This window comes from Wenyingzhuangia marina, from assembly GCF_900130035.1.
Lineage (GTDB): Bacteria > Bacteroidota > Bacteroidia > Flavobacteriales > Flavobacteriaceae > Wenyingzhuangia > Wenyingzhuangia marina.
In genome coordinates, this window is record NZ_FQXQ01000004.1 from 141,884 (window position 1) to 165,723 (window position 23,840).

Annotated in this window: 15 protein-coding genes; 11 read left to right on the forward strand and 4 right to left on the reverse strand. The window is 29.5% G+C overall.

Annotated elements, in window-relative coordinates; translation table 11 throughout:
- Position 1: 1 nt before the first annotated feature.
- The gene (locus BUB70_RS10075; RefSeq protein ID WP_073121148.1) at positions 2-982 is read right to left on the reverse strand and encodes a TRAP transporter substrate-binding protein; all 981 of its coding nucleotides are present in this window, start codon (positions 980-982) and stop codon (positions 2-4) included.
- A 262-nt stretch (positions 983-1,244) separates the two neighbouring features.
- Here BUB70_RS10075 and kduI point away from each other — a divergent pair, with 262 nt between their 5' ends.
- The 3 genes from kduI to BUB70_RS10090 are packed head-to-tail and all read left to right on the forward strand — an operon-like array spanning position 1,245 to position 4,085.
- Entirely contained in the window at positions 1,245-2,087 is an 843-nt protein-coding gene (kduI, locus tag BUB70_RS10080) for a 5-dehydro-4-deoxy-D-glucuronate isomerase (protein WP_073121150.1), read from the forward strand.
- A gap of 17 nt (positions 2,088-2,104) precedes the next feature.
- Positions 2,105-2,899, forward strand: coding sequence for a gluconate 5-dehydrogenase (locus tag BUB70_RS10085; RefSeq protein WP_073121152.1), 795 nt, complete (start codon positions 2,105-2,107; stop codon positions 2,897-2,899).
- 16 nt (positions 2,900-2,915) lie between these two features.
- Positions 2,916-4,085 (forward strand): DUF4861 family protein, encoded by a 1,170-nt coding sequence (locus BUB70_RS10090; RefSeq protein WP_073121661.1) that lies wholly within the window; start codon positions 2,916-2,918, stop codon positions 4,083-4,085.
- Positions 4,086-4,148: 63 nt separating this feature from the next.
- Here BUB70_RS10090 and BUB70_RS10095 read toward each other — a convergent pair whose 3' ends face one another.
- Positions 4,149-5,057: an ROK family protein gene (locus BUB70_RS10095; RefSeq protein WP_073121153.1), complete on the reverse strand. Its 909-nt coding sequence runs from the start codon at positions 5,055-5,057 to the stop codon at positions 4,149-4,151.
- Positions 5,058-5,269: 212 nt separating this feature from the next.
- Here BUB70_RS10095 and BUB70_RS10100 point away from each other — a divergent pair, with 212 nt between their 5' ends.
- Positions 5,270-6,118 (forward strand): transketolase, encoded by an 849-nt coding sequence (locus BUB70_RS10100; RefSeq protein ID WP_073121155.1) that lies wholly within the window; start codon positions 5,270-5,272, stop codon positions 6,116-6,118.
- Between the two features lie 258 nt (positions 6,119-6,376).
- Here the strand turns inward: BUB70_RS10100 and BUB70_RS10105 are convergent, their stop codons facing one another.
- Both BUB70_RS10105 and BUB70_RS10110 read right to left on the reverse strand, forming a co-directional pair.
- A complete protein-coding gene (locus BUB70_RS10105) occupies positions 6,377-10,348 on the reverse strand; it encodes a hybrid sensor histidine kinase/response regulator transcription factor (RefSeq protein ID WP_084730253.1) in 3,972 nt (1,323 codons plus the stop codon).
- Positions 10,349-10,515: 167 nt separating this feature from the next.
- Positions 10,516-11,244: a T9SS type A sorting domain-containing protein gene (locus tag BUB70_RS10110; protein ID WP_073121157.1), complete on the reverse strand. Its 729-nt coding sequence runs from the start codon at positions 11,242-11,244 to the stop codon at positions 10,516-10,518.
- Positions 11,245-11,461: 217 nt separating this feature from the next.
- On the opposite strand from BUB70_RS10110, the gene BUB70_RS10115 reads away from it, so the two are divergent.
- The 7 genes from BUB70_RS10115 (at position 11,462) to BUB70_RS10145 (ending at position 23,839) form a co-directional block, all read left to right on the forward strand.
- Positions 11,462-12,529 carry a family 20 glycosylhydrolase gene (locus tag BUB70_RS10115; protein WP_073121159.1) on the forward strand — a complete coding sequence of 356 codons (1,068 nt, stop codon included), beginning with the start codon at positions 11,462-11,464 and terminating at the stop codon, positions 12,527-12,529.
- Positions 12,530-12,567: 38 nt separating this feature from the next.
- Entirely contained in the window at positions 12,568-13,683 is a 1,116-nt protein-coding gene (locus tag BUB70_RS10120; RefSeq protein WP_073121160.1) for an acyltransferase family protein, read from the forward strand.
- 219 nt (positions 13,684-13,902) lie between these two features.
- Entirely contained in the window at positions 13,903-14,343 is a 441-nt protein-coding gene (locus BUB70_RS10125; RefSeq protein WP_143155286.1) for a hypothetical protein, read from the forward strand.
- 7 nt (positions 14,344-14,350) lie between these two features.
- Positions 14,351-16,297 carry a beta-N-acetylhexosaminidase gene (locus BUB70_RS10130; protein WP_084730254.1) on the forward strand — a complete coding sequence of 649 codons (1,947 nt, stop codon included), beginning with the start codon at positions 14,351-14,353 and terminating at the stop codon, positions 16,295-16,297.
- 189 nt (positions 16,298-16,486) lie between these two features.
- Entirely contained in the window at positions 16,487-18,016 is a 1,530-nt protein-coding gene (locus BUB70_RS10135; protein WP_073121164.1) for a glycosyl hydrolase family 18 protein, read from the forward strand.
- 211 nt (positions 18,017-18,227) lie between these two features.
- Positions 18,228-20,231, forward strand: a complete 2,004-nt coding sequence (locus tag BUB70_RS10140; RefSeq protein ID WP_073121166.1) for a glycosyl hydrolase family 18 protein — start codon at positions 18,228-18,230, stop codon at positions 20,229-20,231.
- Positions 20,232-20,605: 374 nt separating this feature from the next.
- Positions 20,606-23,839 carry a SusC/RagA family TonB-linked outer membrane protein gene (locus BUB70_RS10145; RefSeq protein ID WP_073121168.1) on the forward strand — a complete coding sequence of 1,078 codons (3,234 nt, stop codon included), beginning with the start codon at positions 20,606-20,608 and terminating at the stop codon, positions 23,837-23,839.
- Position 23,840: the final 1 nt, after the last annotated feature.

A 23,840-nucleotide genomic window follows, 5' to 3' on the forward strand; every position in this document is an offset into this window, starting at 1 on the left:
TTTACTTAGTATTTCGAATTCGTTGAATTAATTTGTTTACCTCAGGATCTTTTTCTACTTCATCATAAATAGGTTTAACCATATCTGAGAATAAAGTTTTGTCTGGTCTAATAATTTCAACCCCAGCTTTTTCAACTTCAGTAAGTGCTTCTTCTTCTGCATCTAACCAAAGTTCTCTTTGATATTTAACAGAGTTTTTTACAGCAATTTTTACCCATTCTTGTTCTTGTTCAGTTAAAGCATTCCAAAAATGAGTACTTCCAACCAATACATCAGGAACTACAGTGTGTTCATCTAAAGTATAGTGTTTACACACTTCATAATGTCTAGATAAGTAAAAAGATGGAGGGTTGTTTTCGGCAGCATCCACCACTCCTTGTTGTAAAGAGGTGTATAACTCTCCCCATGAAATAGGGGTTGGAGAACCTCCAAAACTACGAACCATATTCATAGCACTTACACTTTCCATTACACGTACTTTAAGTCCTTTTAAGTCAGCAGGAGTCCTAATCGCTTTGTCTTTACTGTAAAAACTTCTACTACCAGCGTCATAATACCCTAAACCTTTTAACCAAAATTTAGTACCATTATCTAGCAATTCTTGACCAATAGGACCATCTAATACATCAAAAGAGTGTTGTCTGTCTCTAAATAAATAAGGTAGTCCTAGGACTTTCATCTTTGGAGCAAAGTTTTCTAATACTCCTACAGATACTTTTGTCATTTCTAGACTTCCTATTTGAAGTAGTTCTAAACATTCTCTTTCGGTTCCTAATTGCTGACTAGGATAAACATTAATTTTTAATGTACCGTTTGATAATTTGTACAAATCATCACTCATTTTTAACATAGCAATATGCACTGAGTGTTTGGTATCTAAACCATGAGCTAATTTGATGGTTTTTGTTTTTTTTGTTAATTCGTTACATCCATATAATAATGGAATGAAACATAAACAATATAAGATTGTTTTAAGTCGCATGAGTTTTGTCTTATTTGGGATTTTAATGATGATTTTAAGTAAATTAAGTTTTAAATAAAGGTGTTAAGGTAATGTTATTTATATTATATTTTTATATGTGTCAATGCTCTTTTTTCTGATGTATGTGTAAAATTTAGAAGAAAAAATTATTGAATTATTAGAGTTCAAGCAAATGTATAATTTTATATTCATAATACAATCGATTGTATTGTGTTTTTTTTTTACTACATTTACCTAGAATAAAAACTAATATAATATAAGTATGAAACATAATATCGAGACTAGATATGCAGCTTCCCCAAGAGAAGTAAAACAGATGGATACTCAGCAATTAAGAGAGGAATTCTTAATCGAAGATTTATTTACTGAGGATCAAGTTAAATTGGTGTATTCTCATTATGATAGATATATTACTGGGGGAGTTTTACCGGTAAATAAGGCTATTATATTAGAAACAATAGATCAATTAAAATCTTCTTATTTTTTAGAGAGAAGAGAATTAGGAGTTATTAATGTAGGTGAAGCTGGAACTGTAAGTGTTGATGGTAAAGTATATGAGTTAGGACATAAAGAAGCTTTGTATGTAGGAAGAGGGAATAAAGAAATTATTTTCTCTAGTAATTCTTCTTCTAATCCTGCAATATTTTATATCAACTCAACACCTGCTCATAAAGAATATCCTACTAAAAAAATAGGTTTAGATGATGTTGAGGTAGTTGAGTTAGGAACAGCAGAAACTTGTAATGCAAGAACCATTCGTAAATATATAGTGAACAGTGTGGTTGATGTTTGCCAGTTACAAATGGGAATGACTACTTTAAAATCAGGAAGTGTATGGAATACCATGCCAGCACATGTACACGATAGAAGAATGGAGGTTTATTTTTATTTAGATGTACCACAAGATCAAGCAGTATCTCATTTTATGGGAGAGCCTACAGAAACAAGACATGTCTGGATGGCTAATCATCAAGCAATTATTTCTCCACCATGGTCAATTCACTCAGGAGCAGGAACTTCATCATACACATTTATTTGGGGTATGGCTGGTGAAAATTTAGACTATGGAGATATGGATATGTGTGCAATAAATGAATTAAGATAACCTATAATAATAAAGACATGTCAACAAAATTATTCGACCTAACAGGAAAAGTTGCTCTTATTACAGGGGCAACTCATGGTTTAGGAATGGCCATGGCTACTGGTTTAGGAATGGCTGGAGCAACGGTGGTAGTTAACGGAAATTCGTCGCAAGAAAAATTAGACAAAGCTGTAGCTACTTATAAAGAGTTAGGAATTAATGCCTATGGTTATTTATTTGATGTTACTAACGAAAAACAAGTAATAGATAGTATTGATAAAATTCAATCTGAGGTAGGGAATATTGATATTTTAATTAATAACGCAGGTATTATTAAAAGAACGCCATTGGTTGAAATGGAAGTGGCTGATTTTAAACAAGTAATAGATGTAGATTTGGTTTCTCCATTTATTGTTTCTAAAGCTGTTGTTAAAGGAATGATTGAGAGAAGAAGCGGAAAAATCATTAATATTTGTTCAATGATGAGTGAATTGGGAAGAAATTCTGTAGGAGCTTATGCAGCAGCAAAAGGTGGTTTAAAAATGCTTACTCAAAACATGGCTACAGAATGGGCAAAGTTTAATATTCAGACCAATGGAATTGGACCAGGATATTTTGCTACAAGCCAGACTGCACCTATTAGAGTAGATGGAAATCCTTTTAACGATTTTATTGTTAGTAGAACACCGGCAGGTGTTTGGGGAGATCCAGATGATTTACAAGGAGCTGCTATTTTCTTAAGTTCTAATGCTAGTAATTTTGTAAATGGTCAGGTACTTTATGTTGATGGAGGAATTTTAGCAACCATTGGAAAACCATCAAACGAAGATTAATCAACAAAACGTAAACATGAAACCCCTATTCAATATTATAGCATCAGCAATGTTGTTTACCTTATTATCTTGTACAAATACAAGAACTTTTTTTGTACAGAATATGATAGATAAAGAACGTTCTTTTGAAACGGTAACGTTAACCAAACAGTTTTTAGAGGTTGATAAGTTAGAAGGCTTAGGTATTAAAAATACTGAAACCAATGAGTACGAAATTTCTCAGTTAATAGATGTTGATGGTGATGGAATTATGGATGAGATTATTTTTCAGCCTAACATTACATCATATGGTAGAACGACATATAAAGTGGTAAGTATGTCAAAAAAAGAACAGCCTAAGGCTGAAGATTTGTGTTATTCTAGATTTGTTCCAGAGCGTACCGATGATTATACTTGGGAAAACGACAAAGTTGCTTTTAGAGTATACGGACCAACAGCTCAAAGATTAACAGAAGAGAACAAACCAAATGGGACGTTATCTAGTGGGATTGATGCATGGTTAAAACGAGTAAGTTATCCTATCATTAATAAATGGTATAAAGAAACACTTGTTGATAAGACCGGAAGCTATCATGAGGATACAGGTGAAGGGTTGGATAATTTTCATGTAGGATCAAGTAGAGGAGTAGGAGGAAGTTCTGTAAAAGTTAATGATGAGTATTATCTTTCAAAAAACTATACTGAATGGAGAACGATTACTACAGGTCCATTAAGAACTTCTTTTTATTTAAAATATGCGGATTGGAAAGCAGGTGATAACAATATTAGTCAATACAAAGTAATCACTTTAGATAGAGGAAGTAATTTGTCTAAAATTGAAGATTATATTACCGGGACGGATGTTGTTTCAGTAGGACTAACTTTACACAAACAAGAAGGAGTTGTATATGGTGATAAAGCCAAAGGATGGATCAGTTATTGGGAGCCTTTAGATGATTCTGAAATTGGAACTGCTGTAGTTGCCACAGGTGATTCTTTTATTAACAACAATACTTATATTGTAGATAATAAAGATTTGTGTAATGCATTTGTAGATTTAAAAGTAACAAATAACAAAGCTGTTTACTATTCAGGTTTTGGATGGAAAAAAGCAGGTGAATTTAAAACTAAAGAAGATTGGTATCGTTATTTAAGTGATTTTAAAACCAAAATAGACAATCCTTTGATTGTTAAAAGAGTCAAATAAAAATGATGTTAAACATTTTTTAGATTTACAAAAAAAGAGGATGCGATAATCATCCTCTTTTTTTTATTCATCTTTTTTAAAGCAAAGAGCGGCTGCTCCAATTATACCAGCATCATTTCCTAATGTAGCCAATCTAATATCTAAATCTTCAAGGTAATAATCAGGAAGCCTTTTTTTAAGGGCTTTATTCATGTTCTTTTTAACAATTTTATAGGCTTTGCTTACACCACCACCAATAAAAATAGTTTTAACATCAAGAATTCTAATGGTAGAAACGATGGTTTCTCCTAAAATAACACCTACTTTTTTAAAAACATCTACGGCTACAGGATCTTCATCGGTAGCAGCTATTACAATATCTTTTGCTGTTAAATTTTTTGCAATTAAATTGGTTTTGTTTCCTTTTTTAATTTTTTTCAATGCCATTTCAACCAAAGCTTTTTTACCCATATTTTCTTCTGCCGTTTTTCCATTAGAAGAAATAATATGACCAGCTTCCATGGCGTTTCCATTTCCACCTTTAAAAATTTTGCCATTTAGCACAGCTGCTCCTCCAAGACCTGTTCCTAGAGTCATAAAAATAAAGTTTTTAGGAACTTTGGTTTTTGCAAAATGTAACTCTCCAATAGCAGCAGCATTAGCATCATTCTCTAGAAAAAATGAAATTTCAGGATATTTTTTTTCAAGAATAGAAATTAAAGGGGTGTTGTTAAATTCAGGAATGTTTATCATGAATACCGTTGATAATCTGTCTTTAGAAATCATACCTGGTACTGCAATTCCAACTCTTTTAATATGCGGATGATTTTTTAGTTCTTGTCCAATAATTTTGACAAATTCATTTATAAAATCACCACTTTGTTGTAATATAGAAGTTGGATATTTTTCCTTTTTTAGTAAATCTCCTTTTTTGTTCACAACTCCAATTTTTATATTGGTACCACCGACATCAATTCCTAGGTATTCTTCCATACTGCTTTGTTTTTATCAATTAAAATAGGGCTATTTGAGTAAATATAAGTAAAATCTGTTTTTTATAAAGCTTTGTAGATGGATTATGTGGTTTAAATCTGAATCATTTTGCTATCAAATACATTTTTTGATGAAATATCACTGATTTACAATTCAAAATAATTTGTCCTACATAAATAAAACTGTATTTTTGCCGCACTAAATTAAATAAAATGGCAAGTATTCAAGAGCTAAAAGATTTTACACAACAAGTAAGAAGAGATATTTTACGTATGGTTCATGCTGTAAATTCAGGGCATCCAGGAGGATCATTAGGGTGTGCAGAATATATTACAGTGTTGTATCAGGAAATTATGAAGCACAATGCTGAAGAATTTGATATGGATGGAAAAGATCAAGATTTATTCTTTTTATCTAATGGACATATCTCTCCAGTATTTTATAGTGTATTATCTCGTAGTGGATATTTTCCAGTTTCTGAGTTAGCAACTTTCCGTTTGTTAGATTCAAGATTACAAGGACACCCAACTACTCACGAAGGTTTAGAAGGAATTCGTATTGCTTCGGGGTCTTTAGGACAAGGAATGAGTGTTGCTCTTGGGGCTGCACAAGCTAAAAAATTAAACGGAGATACTCGTTTGGTTTATAGTTTACATGGTGATGGTGAGTTACAAGAAGGTCAAAACTGGGAAGCTATAATGTATGCTGCTGCTAAAAAAGTAGATAATTATATTGCTGCAGTTGATGTTAATTTAAAACAAATTGATGGTACCACTGATGAGGTATTGCCAATGGGATCTATTAAAGCTAAGTTTGAAGCTTTTGGATGGGAAGTTTTAGAAGTTAAAGAAGGAAATGATATTGAGGCAATTATTGCTGGAGTTAAAAAAGCTCAATCTTTAACAGGAAATGGAAAACCAGTGTGTATTTTATTATATACAGAAATGGGTAATGGTGTTGATTTTATGATGCATACACATGCTTGGCATGGTAAAGCTCCTAATGATGAGCAATTAGAAAATGCATTGTCTCAAAACCCTGCAACTTTAGGAGATTATTAAGAAGATATTCTTAGTTCTAAAATATTAGTTTTAAAAGCGTTGTAGCAATACAGCGCTTTTTTTATGGATAAACTTAAGAGAATAAAAGAGATAGTTGTTTTTTTATAATAAATAACAATAATATTAGATACTTTTATATGATTAGTAGTGATAATAATTTTATAGTTAGAGTATTAGAGTAATCATATATTAATTGATTAGTACATATCATTACTGTTTTAATGACTATCGGCTTTGGTGTTTAATTTTTGTTGTTTGTTAAGTTTCATTTAAATAGTTGTTTTCTTCTCTATATTTAGAAGGTGTTTTTCCAAATTTCTTTTTAAAACTAGTACTAAAGTATTTAGCATTTTGAAAACCAACAAGTAACGAAATTTCTACGATAGATTTTTTTGTATGGATAAGCATCTGAGATGCTTTGTTTAACCTAACTGTTAGTATTAAATTATTGATACTCATATTTGTAATATTAGCCATTTTGTTGTATATGAGTGACTTACTCATTCCTAATTCTTTAGAGAATTTAGTAACATTAAAGTCAATGTCGTCTATATGTTTTTCAATAATTGCAATGGTTTGTTCATAAAATTTTTCGTCAGATGTATTAATTGTTTCAGAGTCTATAGGAATTTCTAAGTTATTAATAACTTTATTGTTAAGTCTAACCTTTTTATGCAGTAGATTATTGATGATAGATTTTAAAAGATTTAATGAAAAAGGTTTTTCGAGATAAACATCTGCTCCAGTATTGTATCCTTCTACTTTTTCTTCATTAAGGGTTTTAGCAGTTAATAAGACAATAGGAAGGTCACAAGTTTTAATGTTTTCTTTTAATTGTTTACATAATTCCATCCCATCCATTAAAGGCATGGTAACATCTGTAACAACTAAATGTATTTTTTCTTTTTCAATAATTTCCATTGCCTGTAACCCATTTTCTGCAGTTTTTATAATATATGAGTTGGATAGATTTTTATATAAGTAGTCTCTTAAGTCTGTTTGGTCTTCTACAATTAATATGATTTTGTTTTTTAATTTTATATCATAAAAAGTATCATTTTTAATTGTTTTGTTTTCTATTAAAATAGCTTTGTTTTCTTTATTGAGTTCAACTAAGTCTTTTTTATTAAAGTGTTTATTTCCTAAGTGAAAAGTAACTTTAAAGGTGCTACCATTTTTTAATGAACTATCAACTTTTATATATCCTTTATGGGCATTTACAAAACTTTTACATAGTGCTAATCCAATTCCAGAACCACCTATGTGATTTTTCGATTGATAAAATCTTTCAAAAATGTAAGGTAAATCTTCTGAAGAAATGCCTTGTCCAAAGTCTTGGATCGTAATGTTAACATGTTTTTTAGTAGAGCATATTTTTAAGACAATTTCTCCATTTGTATCACTATATTTAAAAGCATTAGATAATAGATTATAAAAAATAGTCTCTACCATATACTTATCAAACCAAAGAGGAAGTTTATCTATTTCGCTGATAAATTTAAGTTTAATATTTTTACTCATAGAAAACTCTTCAAAACTCCCAACAAGTTCTTTAAGAAAATGAATAATATCTTCCTGTGCAATTTGTATATCAGGTTCTTTAAATTGTGTTTTTCTAAAATCAATTCCTCTATTGATTAATCTGTTTATTCTTGATGCATTTTTTTGAATTAGACGTAAATTATTTTTTATACTTTGACTAGTGGTTTGTTGAATGAGTGTTTCAACGGGACTTAATATTAAACTTAAAGGAGTACGGATTTCATGTGATAAATTGGTGAAAAATTGTAATTGTTGTTCATCTAATTCTTTTTGATCTTTTAGTGATTTTTTTTCAAATTCAAATTCTCTCTTTAATCGTTCTCTATTTAAAATAGCTTTGTTTATAGTGAATAAGGCGATAATCATTAGTATAATTATTAAAGCTTTAAACCATAAAGTTTGCCACCATGCAGGTAAAATATTAATATCTATTGAAGCATAAGAATTTTTCCATAAGCCAGATAAACTAGAAGCCTTTACTTTTAGAGTATAAGTTCCTGGTTCTAAATTCATGAAAGTTAAAGATCTTTCTCTGGTGGTACTCCATTCATTATTATAGCCTTCAAGTTTATAAGAAAACTGTATGTTATTTGTGTATTTTAAATTAAATGAAGTAAAGCCTATGGTAAATACTTTTTGTTGATGATTTAGGGTTATTAGCTTTGAATTTTCTATTGGACCATTTATAATTTTACTTTCGTTAGGATCTAAATTTTTATGGTTTACAGATAATTTAGTAAAAACAACATTATTGACTTTTGTTTTTGTTTTTATGCTATCTGGATGGAACATTAAAAGTCCTTTTTCACCTCCAAAAATTAAACGACCATTGGCTAATTTTAAAGACTTTAAGCTTTTAAAAGAATTGTCTATAAAACCATCTTTGTAAGAGTAATTTGTGAAAGTTTTTGTTTTTATATTAAAAGAGGAGATTCCTTGAGAGGTTCCTAACCACAACTGATTATGTTTATAATTTGATATTGAGTTGATGTTTTCATTTAATAATCCAGATTCTGTTCCATATAATTGGCTATTATTGGTTTTAGTATTATAGAAAATTAGTCCTTTATTTGTAGCGAGCCAATATTCGTTTTGATTAAATTTAGAAATACCATTTACTTTTTGTCCTGTATGTAAAAGCTCTTTAAACTTTTTGTTTGAATGTTGATAAAAGCCCACATAATTACCAAATAAAGTGGTGTCTTCTGATCGTTTCTCAAAACACAAAGCTCTTATGTTATTGTCTTGAAAACTTATATCTGGTTTTATAAAAGCATTTTTGGGTATAGCTAAACATTTAATTATTTTATTTCCACCAATCCAAAATGTATTATTGGTTTTTTCTATAAAGGTGATTTTTGAATCTAAGTTTAATTTGTTGTTGATGTATTTTTGATTTACAATTTTATGGTTAGAAACATCATAAGTGCTAACACCATTTTTATAAGTTCCTAGTATTAATGTATTATTGTTTATTTCGTTGATACTGGTAATTGTTTTTATTGTTTTATCGTAAAAAACAAACTTTAACATATTGTTCTCAAACTTATATAAACCTTTACCATCAGAACCTACCCAAATTCTGTTTGACGAGTCTAAAAATAAAGAGGTGATAGGGATGTTGAATTTTTGATTGTTTTCTGTAATAATTAATTTATAAGTACTAAAAGGGTTTTCTTTGTCTAACTGACTAACCCCATTTTTTACAGTTCCTAGCCATAATGATGAGTTTTTATCAATATATGCAGTGTAAATAAAATTAGAAGCTAAAGAGTAATTACTGTTTAGGTCATTAACAATATATCTAAATTTCTTTGTTTCAGTATTGTAAATATTTATTCCTCCACCATCTGTAAATAACCAATATTCTTTATTAGGCATTATTTTAAAGTCTAATATAAAATTGCTTGTTAAATTTAATCCTTCTTTAGCATCACCTTCAGTATATCTAGCAGATAATATTCCATTTTTTACAACAAATACTCCTGATAAACTTAAAATCCAAAATTCAGATTTATCAATAGCAATTATTTTTAATATTTGTGTAGAAATAGGAACGATATCTTTGGCGAGAAAACTTGTTTTTGTAGAGTTTAAATTTAAAAGATAAAATCCTTCATTTTCCACATGTAGAACTACATTGTTTTTATCGTACTTAAAAACATCAATACTATTTTTAAACTGTTGATGATTTGTTTTTATATCGGATAATCTAATCTTATTTGTAGGTTGTAAATTCGAGTTTAAAACAACGATAGTGTTGTTTTTTGTAAGAATCCAGATTTCATTATTACTAGTCTCAAGAATTCCTTTAAAATTATAATGTTCAGAAAAACTTACATGCTTAAACTTTTCTGTTTTGTAGTTAAAGACATCAACACCATCAATTGTACAAATAAGGAGTTTTCCTTTAGAGGTTTGTAATATGTCTATAATATAATTATTGTTTAATGAGCTAGCATCTTTCTTAATATGTCTATAAGTATCTATATGTACACCATCATATCTATTTAAACCATCATCAGTTCCAAACCACATGTATCCAAAAGAATCTTGATACATGGTTCTTACAAAGTTACTTGCCAAACCATCTTTTCTTTCTAAATTAATGAAATGCGCATTTTGAGCTATACCCGCAAAAGGTATTAACAAAAGGAAATTAATGAAGAGAGTTAATAAAGTTTTCATATGTAGTTAACTCCTAATACGTTAATAATACATCAAGATAGGAAATATAAATGACAGACTTCTTGATTAAATTAGTTACACTCCTTACATAAAGAAAATTCTTCCAAAGAATGTTTTGGAAGAATTAATTATATTTTATCTAATATTTACTATTAAAAGGCAACAGTCTATTCCTTAATAAATTTTGAAGTAGACACACCTTTGTCAGTAGTAATTTCAACTAAATACATACCTGTAGATAAATTTTGAACATTAATATTGTTTGAGTTTTCATTACTGGCAACTTTGTTTCCTAATAAATTATATAAATCTAGTTTTTTTATGTTGCTTAAAGCCGTTTTTACATTTAAGACATCTTTAGCGGGGTTTGGGTATAATTCATTTTTATACTCTTCAATGTCTTTTATTGCTAAAGTTTCATTATTAGTAAAAATTATGTAATCAATAATTACAGTACCTGCAACGCTTTTATTAGCATTGGCTGTGCTTTTAGGAAAAAATTTAAAAGGAGTAATTTGTCCAGTCCAGTCCACATCTGTTATTTCTACAGTATAATCTTTAAATTCAGTATCATTAGTAGTTACATCTATTGTTTTAACAATTTTTCCTGATCCTAGAGCAAGTGCTAATTTATCGTTGTCACCAGATTCATTTTTAATTCTAATGTGTAAAAATGAATTACTGTCTGCATCAACATTATTTGTTAGTTGAGCCATTCTTGCATATGCCGAAGTTGTGTGTGTAAAAGTTATAAATCCAGATGGCTCTGCAGTTACAGTCCCACCCTCACCAACAAAAAATTCTTCACTGTTGTCAAAGTTATAAGCGTTTTGTTCTACTTGTGCCCAAGTACCTAAAGAGAATGTGATTAATAAAATAAAGGTGAAATTTTTCATAATAAATTGAATTGAAGTTAATAATGCTTCAATATTAGACTGTTATGTTTTTTGAGAGGTATTTTATTTTCCAAAAAAGGTTTGTTTTTAGGTTTTACTCGAGCTTTTTTGAATAAAGAGATAGTTAAATACAAAAGCTAACCTTTTTGAGAAAATACAGAACTATAGTATCTGTTTAGTGGAGTACATTTGATTGTTCATTATTAAACTAAAATTCATGAAAGACTTTAAAGGCTATAAAATACTTTGTCTTGTGTTATTATGTAATATATCATCTGCTTTTTCACAAAAGACGGATATAAATAATATTGTAAAAAGCTTTACTATTGGAGCGCCTAAATCTTTTGAAGTTCCAAAATTTATAAGCTTTATAGAAGAAGACTTGTCCAAAACATCTGTAAATACTTTGTTTTTAATGGTTAATTATAAATACCAATTTAAGACTCATCCAGAACTTGTAGAGAGGTCATCTTTATCTGAAAGTGATGTAAAACAGATTGTTAAAGCTTGTAGTAATAATAATATTAAAATAATACCTCTTATCAATTTATTAGGACATCAGTCATGGAAGCAAGATAATATTCATGCTTTGTTAAAAGCATATCCTGAATTTGAAGAGAATCCAGGAGATAAAATTTTAGAAAAAAACTTTTATTGTCGTAGTTATTGCCCTTTACATCCAGAGGTTCACAATGTTGTTTTTGATTTGATAGATGAGTTAATTGATGTTTTTGAAACAAACTCAATCCATGTAGGAATGGATGAAGTCTTTGTCATAGGGGAAGATGGTTGTGTAAGGTGTAAAGGAAAAAATAAGGCAAAACTTTTTGCTGATGAAGTCATAAAAATACACAGTCATTTAAAATCCAAAAAGATAAAAATGTACATGTGGGGAGATCGGCTTATAGATGGAAAAACAACAGGTTTAGGGATTTGGAGCGCTTCGGGGAATGAAACATATCCTGCCATTGATTTAATACCTAAAGATGTTATTATTTGTGATTGGCAATACACATCAGCAACTCCAACACCAGCTTATTTTGCTATTAAAGGTTTTAATGTGATTAGTTGTTCTTTTCAAAAACCAGAATTGGCAAAACAACAATTACAAAATGTTATAAGCAATAGAGAATTTGCAAATAAAACCATAGGAAACAGAAGTTTAGGAATTATGCATACCTACTGGAGTTCTTTTGATTCTTTTTTAAAATGTTATAAAGACAATGATTGTTCTTCTGAAAAAATAGAAGGAGCAATTAATACATTTAAAGCTTTATACAAATAGTTTTTGAAACAATAAGTTTTTAACTAAACAAAAATATTATGGAAACAGGAGTTGAAGTAAAACAAAGACTTATTTCTCTAGATACATTGAGAGGGTTTGATATGTTTTGGATTATTGGAGGAAAAAATTTAGTCTTAGGGCTTTTAGTTTTGTTGAGGTTTAATAGTTCAATTATAAATGCTGTAGAAAAAGAATTATCACACGTTGGATGGGATGGGTTTAATATGTTTGATTTAATTTTTCCCTTATTTATGTTTATGTCTGGAGTAAGTATGGCGTATTCAATAATTCATAAAAAAAATAAAGGAGTTTCAACAAAATTACTTCATTTAAAGTCTTTAAAGAGACTGTTTTGGTTAGTGCTCATAGGTCTAAGTTTTACTTTGTTTAAGTTTCAATTAGAAAAAATAAAGTTATACAATGTTCTGTTTTTAATTGGAATGGGAAATTATATTGGAGGTCTAATTATAATTTATAAAAAGAAAACAATTTCTCAATTGTGTTGGGCTATAGGTATTTTAATAGGATATTATTTAGCTACTTATTTAATTCCTTACCCTAATAGTGTTTTTGGGGAGTTATTACCAGGAAATCATCTTGCAGGTTTTTTAGATCAAAACTTAATACCGTCTCCTATGTATATGCATGTTTTTGATCCTGAAGGAACTATTCGTGTAATTCCTGCTTCAGTTATGTGTGTGTTAGGAGCTTTAATAGGTAAACATATTAAAAGTTATAATGAGGCTTCTTTACGTTGTGCTATAGAGGTGTTTCTAATAGGGATTTTTACAATGTTAATTGGATGGTTATTTAGTTTCTTCTTTCCTATTATTAAATCTATTTGGTCTAGTTCGTTCATTTTATATACTGCAGGAATTTCTATGATTTTTTTGAGTCTATTTTATTTAGTTATAGATGTATATAAACAAAGGTGGCTAGGTTTCTTTTTCATTCCAATTGGTATGAACTCTATATTGATATATGCGGCTATTGTATATGTTAACTTTAGATATACCGCTAATTATTTCTTTAAAGGTTTAGGTACATTTTTAGGCGGAGATTGGGAACCTTTTTTAACCGCTTTTGGAGTGGTTTTGTTTGAGTGGTTATTACTTTATTTTTTATATAAGAAAAGAATTTTCTTAAAAGTATAAGTATAACAAGCATAATAAATATAAGACGTAAAGATGGATTTAAAACAGGAAATATTCAATACAAAAAAGATAAGAGTGTTTATAAAACAGGGGGTTTTGCAAATAATATATGCTATTACTTTGGTGTTTTGTTTTATTTGGGTATTAACTCAAATAGCTATAAGTAATTCCGAAAAGCCACAAAAATTACTTTTTGAGAACGGCAAAAAACAACTTCTTTTGACTCCATTTAATGCTTCGGTAGGGGGAGATTTAGAGTTTGAACCTATGTTGCTTGAAAATCAAAAGAATGATTTTGAATATATGTATGGTAGAGATCTTTATAAAGAAAGAAAAGATCGAGTGGTTAATGCATGGAAAGATTATAATGCTTCTTTAAGTTGGTTGGTTGTGTTTAATCAAAAAGTAGAAATACAGTTAAAAATTACAGGAGAACAGTCAACTAATCAAGACAATGTAGTAAAGCTATATTTTAACAATCAATTACAACCTCTTAAAAAGGTGAAGTTATCAAATGTTACTGGGGTTTTTAAAACATATTATAATACACATTTATCAATAGAAAGAGTAGGGACGTATAAAATAGAAGTAAAGTTAATAGACCCTACAGAAACAGAAGTTTTTCAATTTAAATCTATTTCATTAAAAATAAAAAAATAAAATAAACATGAAAAAATATCACATAATTGTACTCCTTTTTTTAGTTAATGTTGTAAATACTTACGCCTATAATTCTAAAGATGTAAGAGAGTATTTAATTCCATCTCCTAAAACAATAGAAGTTTTAGAAGGATCTTTCATACCGAATAACGGAAGAATTATTGCATATAATATTGCAACAAATTCAGGAATTAGATTTATAGCTAATCATCTTCAGAAAACACTTAGCGAAAAAGGGATGCATTTTTCCATTGCTGGTGGTGTTGCTAGTGGAGAGGCTCCTGAAATTGAGTTGATTATCAATTCAGCAATTCAATCCAAGTCCCAAGGATATTCATTGGTAATAAATGATAGAAAAATTACCATTACGGCTAATAATGAAGCTGGCTTGTATTATGGAGTTCTTACCTTAGGTCAAATCTCTCAATATTCATATGATTCTGGAAATTTTCCTCAGCTAATTATTAGTGATTATCCAGATTTTGAAAAGAGAGGAATAACGTTAGATCTTAGTAGAACTAAAGTACCAACAATGGCTTCGTTATATCAATATATAGATATGTTTGCCTCATGGAAAATTAATGAAATTCAACTTTATACAGAGCATACTTTTCAATATCAAAATCATAAAAAGGTTTGGCAAGATGCCAGTGCTCTATCATCAGATGAAATTTTAGCCTTAGACAAATATTGTAGTGATAGATTTATAGACCTTGTTCCAAATCAAAATGGTTTTGGACATATGGAACGTTGGTTAGAGCACAAAGAATATTGGGAAATTGCAGAAAATGAAACCATTGCAGATCCTACACATCATATTTTAGGAATTAGAAGAACTATTTCTGCAGTAGACAAAAGTTCTGTAGATTTTGTTGAAGACTTATATGATGAACTTTTACCTAATTTTTCTAGTGATTACGTAAATATTGGTGGAGATGAGCCATATGAGTTAGGAACAGGGAAATCTAAAAAAGCAGTTTTAGAAAAAGGTAAAGGTCAAGTGTATTTAGATTTTTTATTAGAGCTAAATAATTTAATAGTTAAGAATCGTAAACAAGCTCAGTTTTGGGGAGATATTATTTTAGAACATCCGGAGTTAATTAAAAAATTACCACAAAACATTACTTGTATGATTTGGGGATACAGATGGAATCATCCTTTTGATAAACAGTCTGCTAAATTTAAAAAAGCTAAAATTCCTTTTTATGTATGTCCAGGAACTTCATCATGGCGTTCAATAGTAGGGAGAACAGATAATGCATTAAAAAATCAAATAAATGCTGCTGAAAACGGAATTAAATATGGGGCTATAGGTTATTTAAATACAGATTGGGGAGATGATGGACATCCTCAACATCTTATAAGTAGTTACGCACCTTATCTTTATGGAGCTGCAATTTCATGGTCTTTAGAGAACAATAGAGATATTGACATTAATGGATTATTAAACAAATATGTTTATCAAGATAGGAGTAAAAAAACTTCTCAAGTTATATATGATTTAGGAAACGTTAATCAAATTGTTGTTAAAAATGATATTTATAATGCTTCATTTTTTGCTTTATTAAAATATGTTGACAAACCTATGAGTAAATATGCTCAGACTAAAAAACTAACAATCAAAGAATTATCAGAGGCTGCTGAGGCACTTAATAAAATTATAGATAGAGTAGAAACTTGTAAAGCGACAGCTAGCGATGCTGAAATTATTTATAGAGAAATTAAAAATTCAGCAAGGTTGGCTATTCATTCTTGTAATTTAGGTATCGCCAAATTAAAAACACAAGATGGAACTGTTAAAAGTGTTGATGCTGTTACCAAATACAAGTTATTAGTAGATATTGAAGCTATCATTGCTGAGTATAAAGAAATTTGGGTAAAAAGAAATAGAATTGGTGGATTAACAGATAGTTTAGAACATTTATTAAAAGTTAAAAACACATATGTAAATTAATAGTTCGTTATCTATAGTAGAACGTTGTTTGCCACTTATCATCTTAAGAGTTTTTTCTGAAAATGGTAAGTGGTTTTTTTTGTTTTAATAAGTGTGTTATGGATGTTTTAAAACTTTGTTTGTATGATTCCAAACCTACATGAGGTTTATGCTTTTTAATTTTAGAAGCTAATTCTAAACATACAAATTATGAGAAAAAAAATGATTATTAATCAAGTTTTTAAAACCCATAAGAATTTATTCTTTATGTGTTTTATGTTGTTAATTTTTACAAGTGTTAATGCACAAGATGTGGTAGGTGGGTATATACCGCATTACAGAATTCCTTCAAATCCATCGAGTAGTTTTACAACTCAAATAAAAGAGAAGATGAAGAGATTAACACATATTTATTACTTTTCTGTTAGTTCAAATAAAGATGGGGATTTAGGAACAGTTGTAAAAGCAAATCCTAAAGTAGGAATTAACCAATACACAGATGCTAATTTTAGTTTTACGCCTATTGTGAATAGTAGCTATGTAGATAACGAATTACAGTTTTTAAAAAATATTAAATCAACTTATGGATTACAAACAAAAATAATATTAGTACTTGGGGGAGAAACCTCATCACGTAATCTTCATTATGCTTTAAAATATTCTAATTCAAGAAATAATTTAGCAGAACAGTTGGTTGATTACTGTTATCAAGAAGATTTAGATGGAATTGATATAGACTGGGAATCTTATAATTTACCCAATCCTAATTATGATCCCAATGACAGTAATAGTAAAGAAGGAATTTATACTAAAATAGATCCTAATAAATATGTGCATTTTGTAAATGCAATAAAAGATGAAATTGATAGTAGAGTTCAAAATGGAGATAGGAGAATAAGTATTTCATTAACCCTTACTCCAGAGCGTACGGATATAGCAAGTCCTTTAAGTCCTGCTTTTAGCAAAATAGATTATTTACAAATTATGTCTTATGGTTCTAGTAGAACAGGTTCTGGTACGCAAGTTCCAATTAGTAAATTAGAAACATATAGACAAAATTGGGCTAACAAAGGCCTAAGTGGGAGTAAATTAGTTATAGGATTACCTTGTTATGCAGTTAGATCAGGAAGAAGCTCTGGTTACAAATACAATGATATAGTAAATAATACAGGTAGTAACTTTACTTGGCCATATAGCGGAAGTCTTGATAAGGTATATATAAGTAGTGAGAATGCTATTTTCTATTTAAATGGTATAGGTACTATGGGGGATAAAGCTGATTGGGTTAATACTAAAAATTTAAAAGGAGTTATGTTTTGGGAAATAGGTCAAGATGTCGATGCTACTGATAGTAATTCTCTCTTAAAAGCAATTACAGAAAGTAAGCTAAAAGTAAGAAACGGAGAATTTGATTTGTCGTCAAATACAAAATCGTCAAAAGGAATGTTTGTAATTGCGGCTGACTCAGAAACCATTATTCAAAATAATAATAATGGATTAAGTGTATATCCAAACCCTTTTAATGATGTGTTAAATATATCATTTAACAATAGTAATAGTAAAACAATCAAAATAATAATGTATGATATTAAAGGGAGTCTTGTTTGGCAAAATACTAAAACTATTGAGATGGGGAATCATGTTTTAAAAATTAATACAGAGCTGTTTAATAAAGGTTTTTATGTGTTAAAATATATTGATGGAGATAATGTAATTACTAGGAATGTCTTAAAAAAATAAAAAAACTTAATAGTGAAAAGGAATTAGTAGTTTATTTAGTAAAATCGGGGTTTTTAAAGCTCCGATTTTTTTTATTTTTATATACTATCCATCATTATAAATAACATTAAGTGATTTTTTGCAAGATATCAAACCTTTTAAGGACTATATAGGATTTGATGTGTGGTAATTTAATGGAATTTTAGGTTATATAATTTTAAACATTCCATTTATGAAAATCAAATCAATAAAGATTTATGATTTTAAACATCTGCTAACTTTATTATGTTTAATTGCTTTTTGTGAGGCTTTAGCAAAAACAAATAGGTTTATAAGTTTTTCTCCAAATAATTTCATTCAAACAACAACTACAATAACAGAGTTAAATAATGCAGAGGCATTTACTTTGGAAATGCAAATTTATATTAATCCTAGTATGTCTGGTGGTTTAACCAATGTTTTAAGTAAAACCAATACACTTTCTGATAGAATTGCTTTACAACTAAAAGATGGGGTTATATATGCTATAGTTGCTAATGGAAGCAATACTAATTTGCATACTTCAAGTGCGGTATTAAATCCAGGGGTTTGGTACCATATTGCAATGGTTTATGATGGAACTGAAGCTGAAATAGCAAATAGGATTAAGCTTTTTATTAATGGCGTTCAAGATTTGGATCTAGTAAATAGCGGAACGTTACCTGTTATAACTTCTTCAAATACTCAGGCTTTTAAAGTTGGTGGAACTTATTTTGATGGAAAAATTGATGAGGTAAGAATATGGAGTACAGCACTTAATAGCTCTATAATTAATTCTTGGAAAAATAAATCAATAGAATCTAGTCATCCAAAATCAGACAGTTTAAAACTTTATTGGGATTTTGAAAACTTAGATAGTCAACTAATAGTAAATGCAGTAGGAACGAGTCTGTATGAAGGACTTATTTCGGGAGCTTCTTTAATGGTTTCATCAGAGAATGAATATGTTGTCGGAGGGTATATACCTTATTATAATATGGACAATTTTGTTTCTGCAAATCCATCAATTGTAATGAAACATTTAACGCATTTATATTATTTCTCAATCAGTACTAATATAAATGGAGATTTAGGAAGGGTTAGTTCTACAGGTGTTTTTACACCTTTTACCGGATCCTTATTGTCAACAACCAAATCACATTTAAACACAATAAAAGAGTGGAGAGGAAATAATAAAACAAAAATAATTTTAGTTTTTGGAGGATGGGTGTCATCAGATTATATTGATGAAGTGGCAGCAAACCCTATAGCTACAGATAATGTAGCAAATCAATTAATCAATTTTTGTATTGAGAATGAATTAGATGGAATAGATATAGATTGGGAAAAATATCATGGTACTGTAAATAATTCAGATTATGTAAATCTGGTGTCATCTATAAGGTCTAAGATTTCAGCTTCAAGTAACCCAAATCTAGAGTTGTCTGTTACCATTACACCAGAACATAAAAATCCAGAGGGATTGTTTGGATTGTTTGGGAATATAGATTTTTTACAAATTATGTCTTATGGAAATTCAAGAATATCTGAAGGAACTCAAGTGCCAATGTCTAAAATAGAAGAATATTGCCTTTATTGGAAAAATGCAGGGTTGCCGAGCTCTAAATTAGTTTTAGGACTTCCAAATTATGCTAAAACAATTGAAAACAATTCGGGAGATGGTAATGTACTATATAGGGAGGCTGTAGCACAGTATCCAAACTTAGATCCAGATGCGGATTTTGTAGTGCATAATAATAAGACATATTATTTTAACGGTGTTACTACAGTAAAAAATAAATCGAAATATGTGTTAGAAAATGATTTGAAAGGGGTGATGTTTTGGGAGCTATCTCAGGATGTAAATATTACGAATTCTAAATCTTTATTAAATGCTGTTACTGAGGTAATACCTATAACAACAAAATTGTTAAGTAATAATTTAATAAAGGACAAAGAATCTCAAACTCAACTTAAAGTTTTTCCTAATCCTTCTTCAGGTTTGTTTAATGTTTCTTTTTACTCATTGAATAATAGTAAAATAAATAAGTTACAAGTGTGTGATGTTAATGGTCGTTTGATATGGGAAAGTACAAAAACTACAAATACAGAAGAAAATTCATTAGTCATAAATCTTAGTATGCTAAATAGTGGTTTTTACATTTTAAAAATTATTAATGGACATGAAATACTAACAAGAAAATTGATTAAAAATTGATATAAAACATTAATCAATATGCAGTTTATTATAAATCACAGAATAAAATTAAACTAACTATAAAAACAATTCATTAATTCTAAAATATGGTGATTATACTTAGATTTAAACATGATTTTTAAGTGGTTAAACTGTTGTTTTACTGGTGTTTAGAAGAAGTGAAACCTTTTATGGAATATTGTGGATTTATTTAAGTTTAATTTATCAGAACTTTACAATACAACTAATTTTAGAATATAAATGTTTTGAATAGAATTTTATGTAATGATGTTTTTGTTAAGGGAAGCACAATAACAAAAACTTAGTTTAAGATATTAAAAACATAAATTTTAATAACAGCTGTGAATATAAACTAAAAACTAAAACTATACTTTATGAAAGAAATAACCAACCAAAAGTATAAGCAATATAAAAGCTTATTAACTATTGTATTAATTGTTCTGTGTTCTGGTTTTACACATGCAAACATCTCATGGAATGATGTTGAACAAAAGAAAATAACCGGAATTGTTACAGATGTTAAAGGACAACCGATCCCAGGGGTTAATGTCATAATACTAGGTTCTCAGAAAGGAGTGATCACAGATTTTGATGGGCATTACACCATTTTAGCATCACCCAAGGATGTGCTTATGTTTTCCTATTTAGGAATGGTAAGTAAAAGTGTAATTGTAGGAAAGTCAACAACCATTAATGTAGTACTTAAAGAAAATGAAAATGTACTAGATGAAGTAACTATTATTGGTTATGGTTCTGTAAAAAAAGATGATGTTACAGGAGCTGTTTCTGCAATAAAACCAAATGATAATGAGGCTTTAAGAAGTCCTTCTATAAATAATTTAATACAAGGTAAAGTTGCTGGTTTAGATGTAACCAATACAACCGGAACGCCTGGAGCTGCACTTAGTGTAAGAATTAGAGGAACAAATTCATTAAGAGCCGATAATGAACCTTTATATGTGATTGATGGAATTATAATGAACTCAGCAACGGAAGATGCTGCAAATCCATTTGCAAATACCATTAATGATTTTCAAACTCAACAAAGTGGTTTGTCAGGAATTAATCCTAGTGATATAGAAACTATTCAGGTCTTAAAAGATGCTTCAGCTACAGCAATTTATGGGTCAAGAGGAGCTAATGGTGTTGTTCTTATTACCACAAAAAAAGGGAGAGAAGGTAAGGCAAGAATTAAAGCAAGTACCACTACAACAGCTTCTATGATAGGAAGAAAGATTGATCTTTTAGGAGCAGATGGGTATGCTGAAATGAGAAATGGGGATGCTTTGTTAGAAAATGTAGGAGTTAGATATGGTTTTTATGAAGGAAATATTTATAAAATAAAAAACGTAGCTACTGGTGATACCTATTTCACGGATCCTGAAAGTGCTAACTTAACAACAGATATTATTGATAACTATAATCTTGAGCCTACAGATCAAATAGATTGGTTGACTGAAATGACCGATATAGCGATAAGCACATCTAATAGAGTATCCGTAAGTGGTGGAACAGGAGGAATATATTATTATTTGGCTACAGGGTTAAGTACTGATAAAGGGATTATTCCTAACTCAAACATAAAATCGGGAGACATTCGTAGTAATTTAAGTGTTAAGATAAATGATAGAATTAAAATAGCATCAACTATTTACGCTAGTTATAGAACCAACGATATGAATCTTTCTACAGATGGAACAGGAAATCGAGGTTTAATGAATTCAATTCTTAATGCGTCACCTTTAAATGATGATATTTTTGCTGATGATGGTGAACCTTTGTCTAATCCAAGATTGTGGGCCTCTGATTATTATGACAATTCTAAAGAGTCAAGAATGGTTGCGTCGTTTAGTACAGACATAAAACTTACAGACTTTTTAACATACCAGTTTAGGTTAAGCGGTAACATTAGAAATAAAGAAAGAGTACGTTATTATACAGATAAAATAGGATTGGGTATTTCTCATGGAGGAGATATTGGAGAGTCTAACTTAGTGTCTAGAAACTATTCTACAGAAAATTTATTACAATTTAATAAAGATTTTTCTAAAGCACACTCTTTAAATGGGACTGTAGGTTTCACTACGGATGAGTACAGAACAACCACCAAATCAATTTCGGGAAGTAATTTTTCAGATTTTATATTAGGAGAGAATGGGTTAAACTTTGCACAAACTCTAACATATAATAACCCTATAGAAAGTCCTAAAAATTATGTATCTGCGTTTGCAAGGACCAACTATGCTTTATACAATAAATATTTATTTACTTATACTTTTAGACGAGATGGAGTAAGTGTGTTTAGCGGAAAAAATAAATGGGATAACTTTCATTCTTTAGCGTTGGCTTGGAAGTTAGAAAAAGAAAAATTTATAAAAAACTTAGGTTTTGTTAGTCAACTAAAATTACGTGCTGGTTGGGGACAAACAGGAAATTCTAGTATTTCACCTTTTCAAACTCTTAACCTTTATAGAGTAGATCAAGGAGCAGGTTATGATGGGGCTACGGTAACAGGGCTTGTTTCAACAGGAATACCAAACCCTTCTCTTGTTTGGGAAGCTACAGTACAAAGTAATGTAGGATTAGATTGGTCTATTCTAAAGGGAAGATTTAGTGGGGCTATAGATACCTACATAAAAACTACAGAGCGTTTATTATTAAGAAAACCAATACCAGCTTCTAATGGTTTTACTAGTACTACCGTAAATGTAGGTGAAATAGAAAATAAAGGATTAGAGTTTACTGTAGATGCTAATATTATTAATAACAACAAGTTTAGTTGGTCACTAGGAGCAAACATTGCTTTTAATAAAAATAAAATTTTAGACTTAGGTTCAGAAGATACTTATGGTGATGGTAGGGCACATTTTTTTGGAAATGGTTTAGGAACGGGTACCTATACAGATCCGGTAAATATTTTTATTGAAAATGAAGCTATTGGAATGTTTTGGGGATTAAAAACAGATGGTATATACCGCACAGCAGAAGAATTGGTTGATGCTCCTTTGTATAGAAGTGCTGCTCCTCAGCTTGGGGATATTCGTTTCATTGATTCAGATGGAAATGGTGAAATTGACAATTCAGATAAACAAATTATAGGGAATCCCAATCCTGATTATACTTATGGAATTAATACAGAGTTAGCTTATAAAAATTTATCTCTTAGACTAGTATTTACAGGTAAACAAGGAAACGACGTGTTTAATGCTAAATTAGGTCAAAATGCATATGGAGATAAACTTACCTCTAGAAATGTTTATGCAGAGTCATGGTTAGATAGATGGACACCAGATAATATAGACGGAGTTTATCCTAGACAAGGTTTTGGTTTATTAGATGCTGCAGATGTATTGGTTGAAGATGCAAGTTATTTAAGACTATCTACCGCAACCCTTAATTTTGATTTTCCTAAAAATTGGTTAAAACAAATAGGGGTAAATAGTGCTAGTGTTTATTTAACAGGAAACAATCTTTTCTTGTTAACCAAGTATAAAGGTTTTGATCCTGAAGTGAATTCATTTGCTTATGATGGAACAAGAATAGGAATAGATTGGTCAAGTTCTCCAAGACCAGTTTCTTATACATTAGGAGTTAACGTTAATTTTTAAC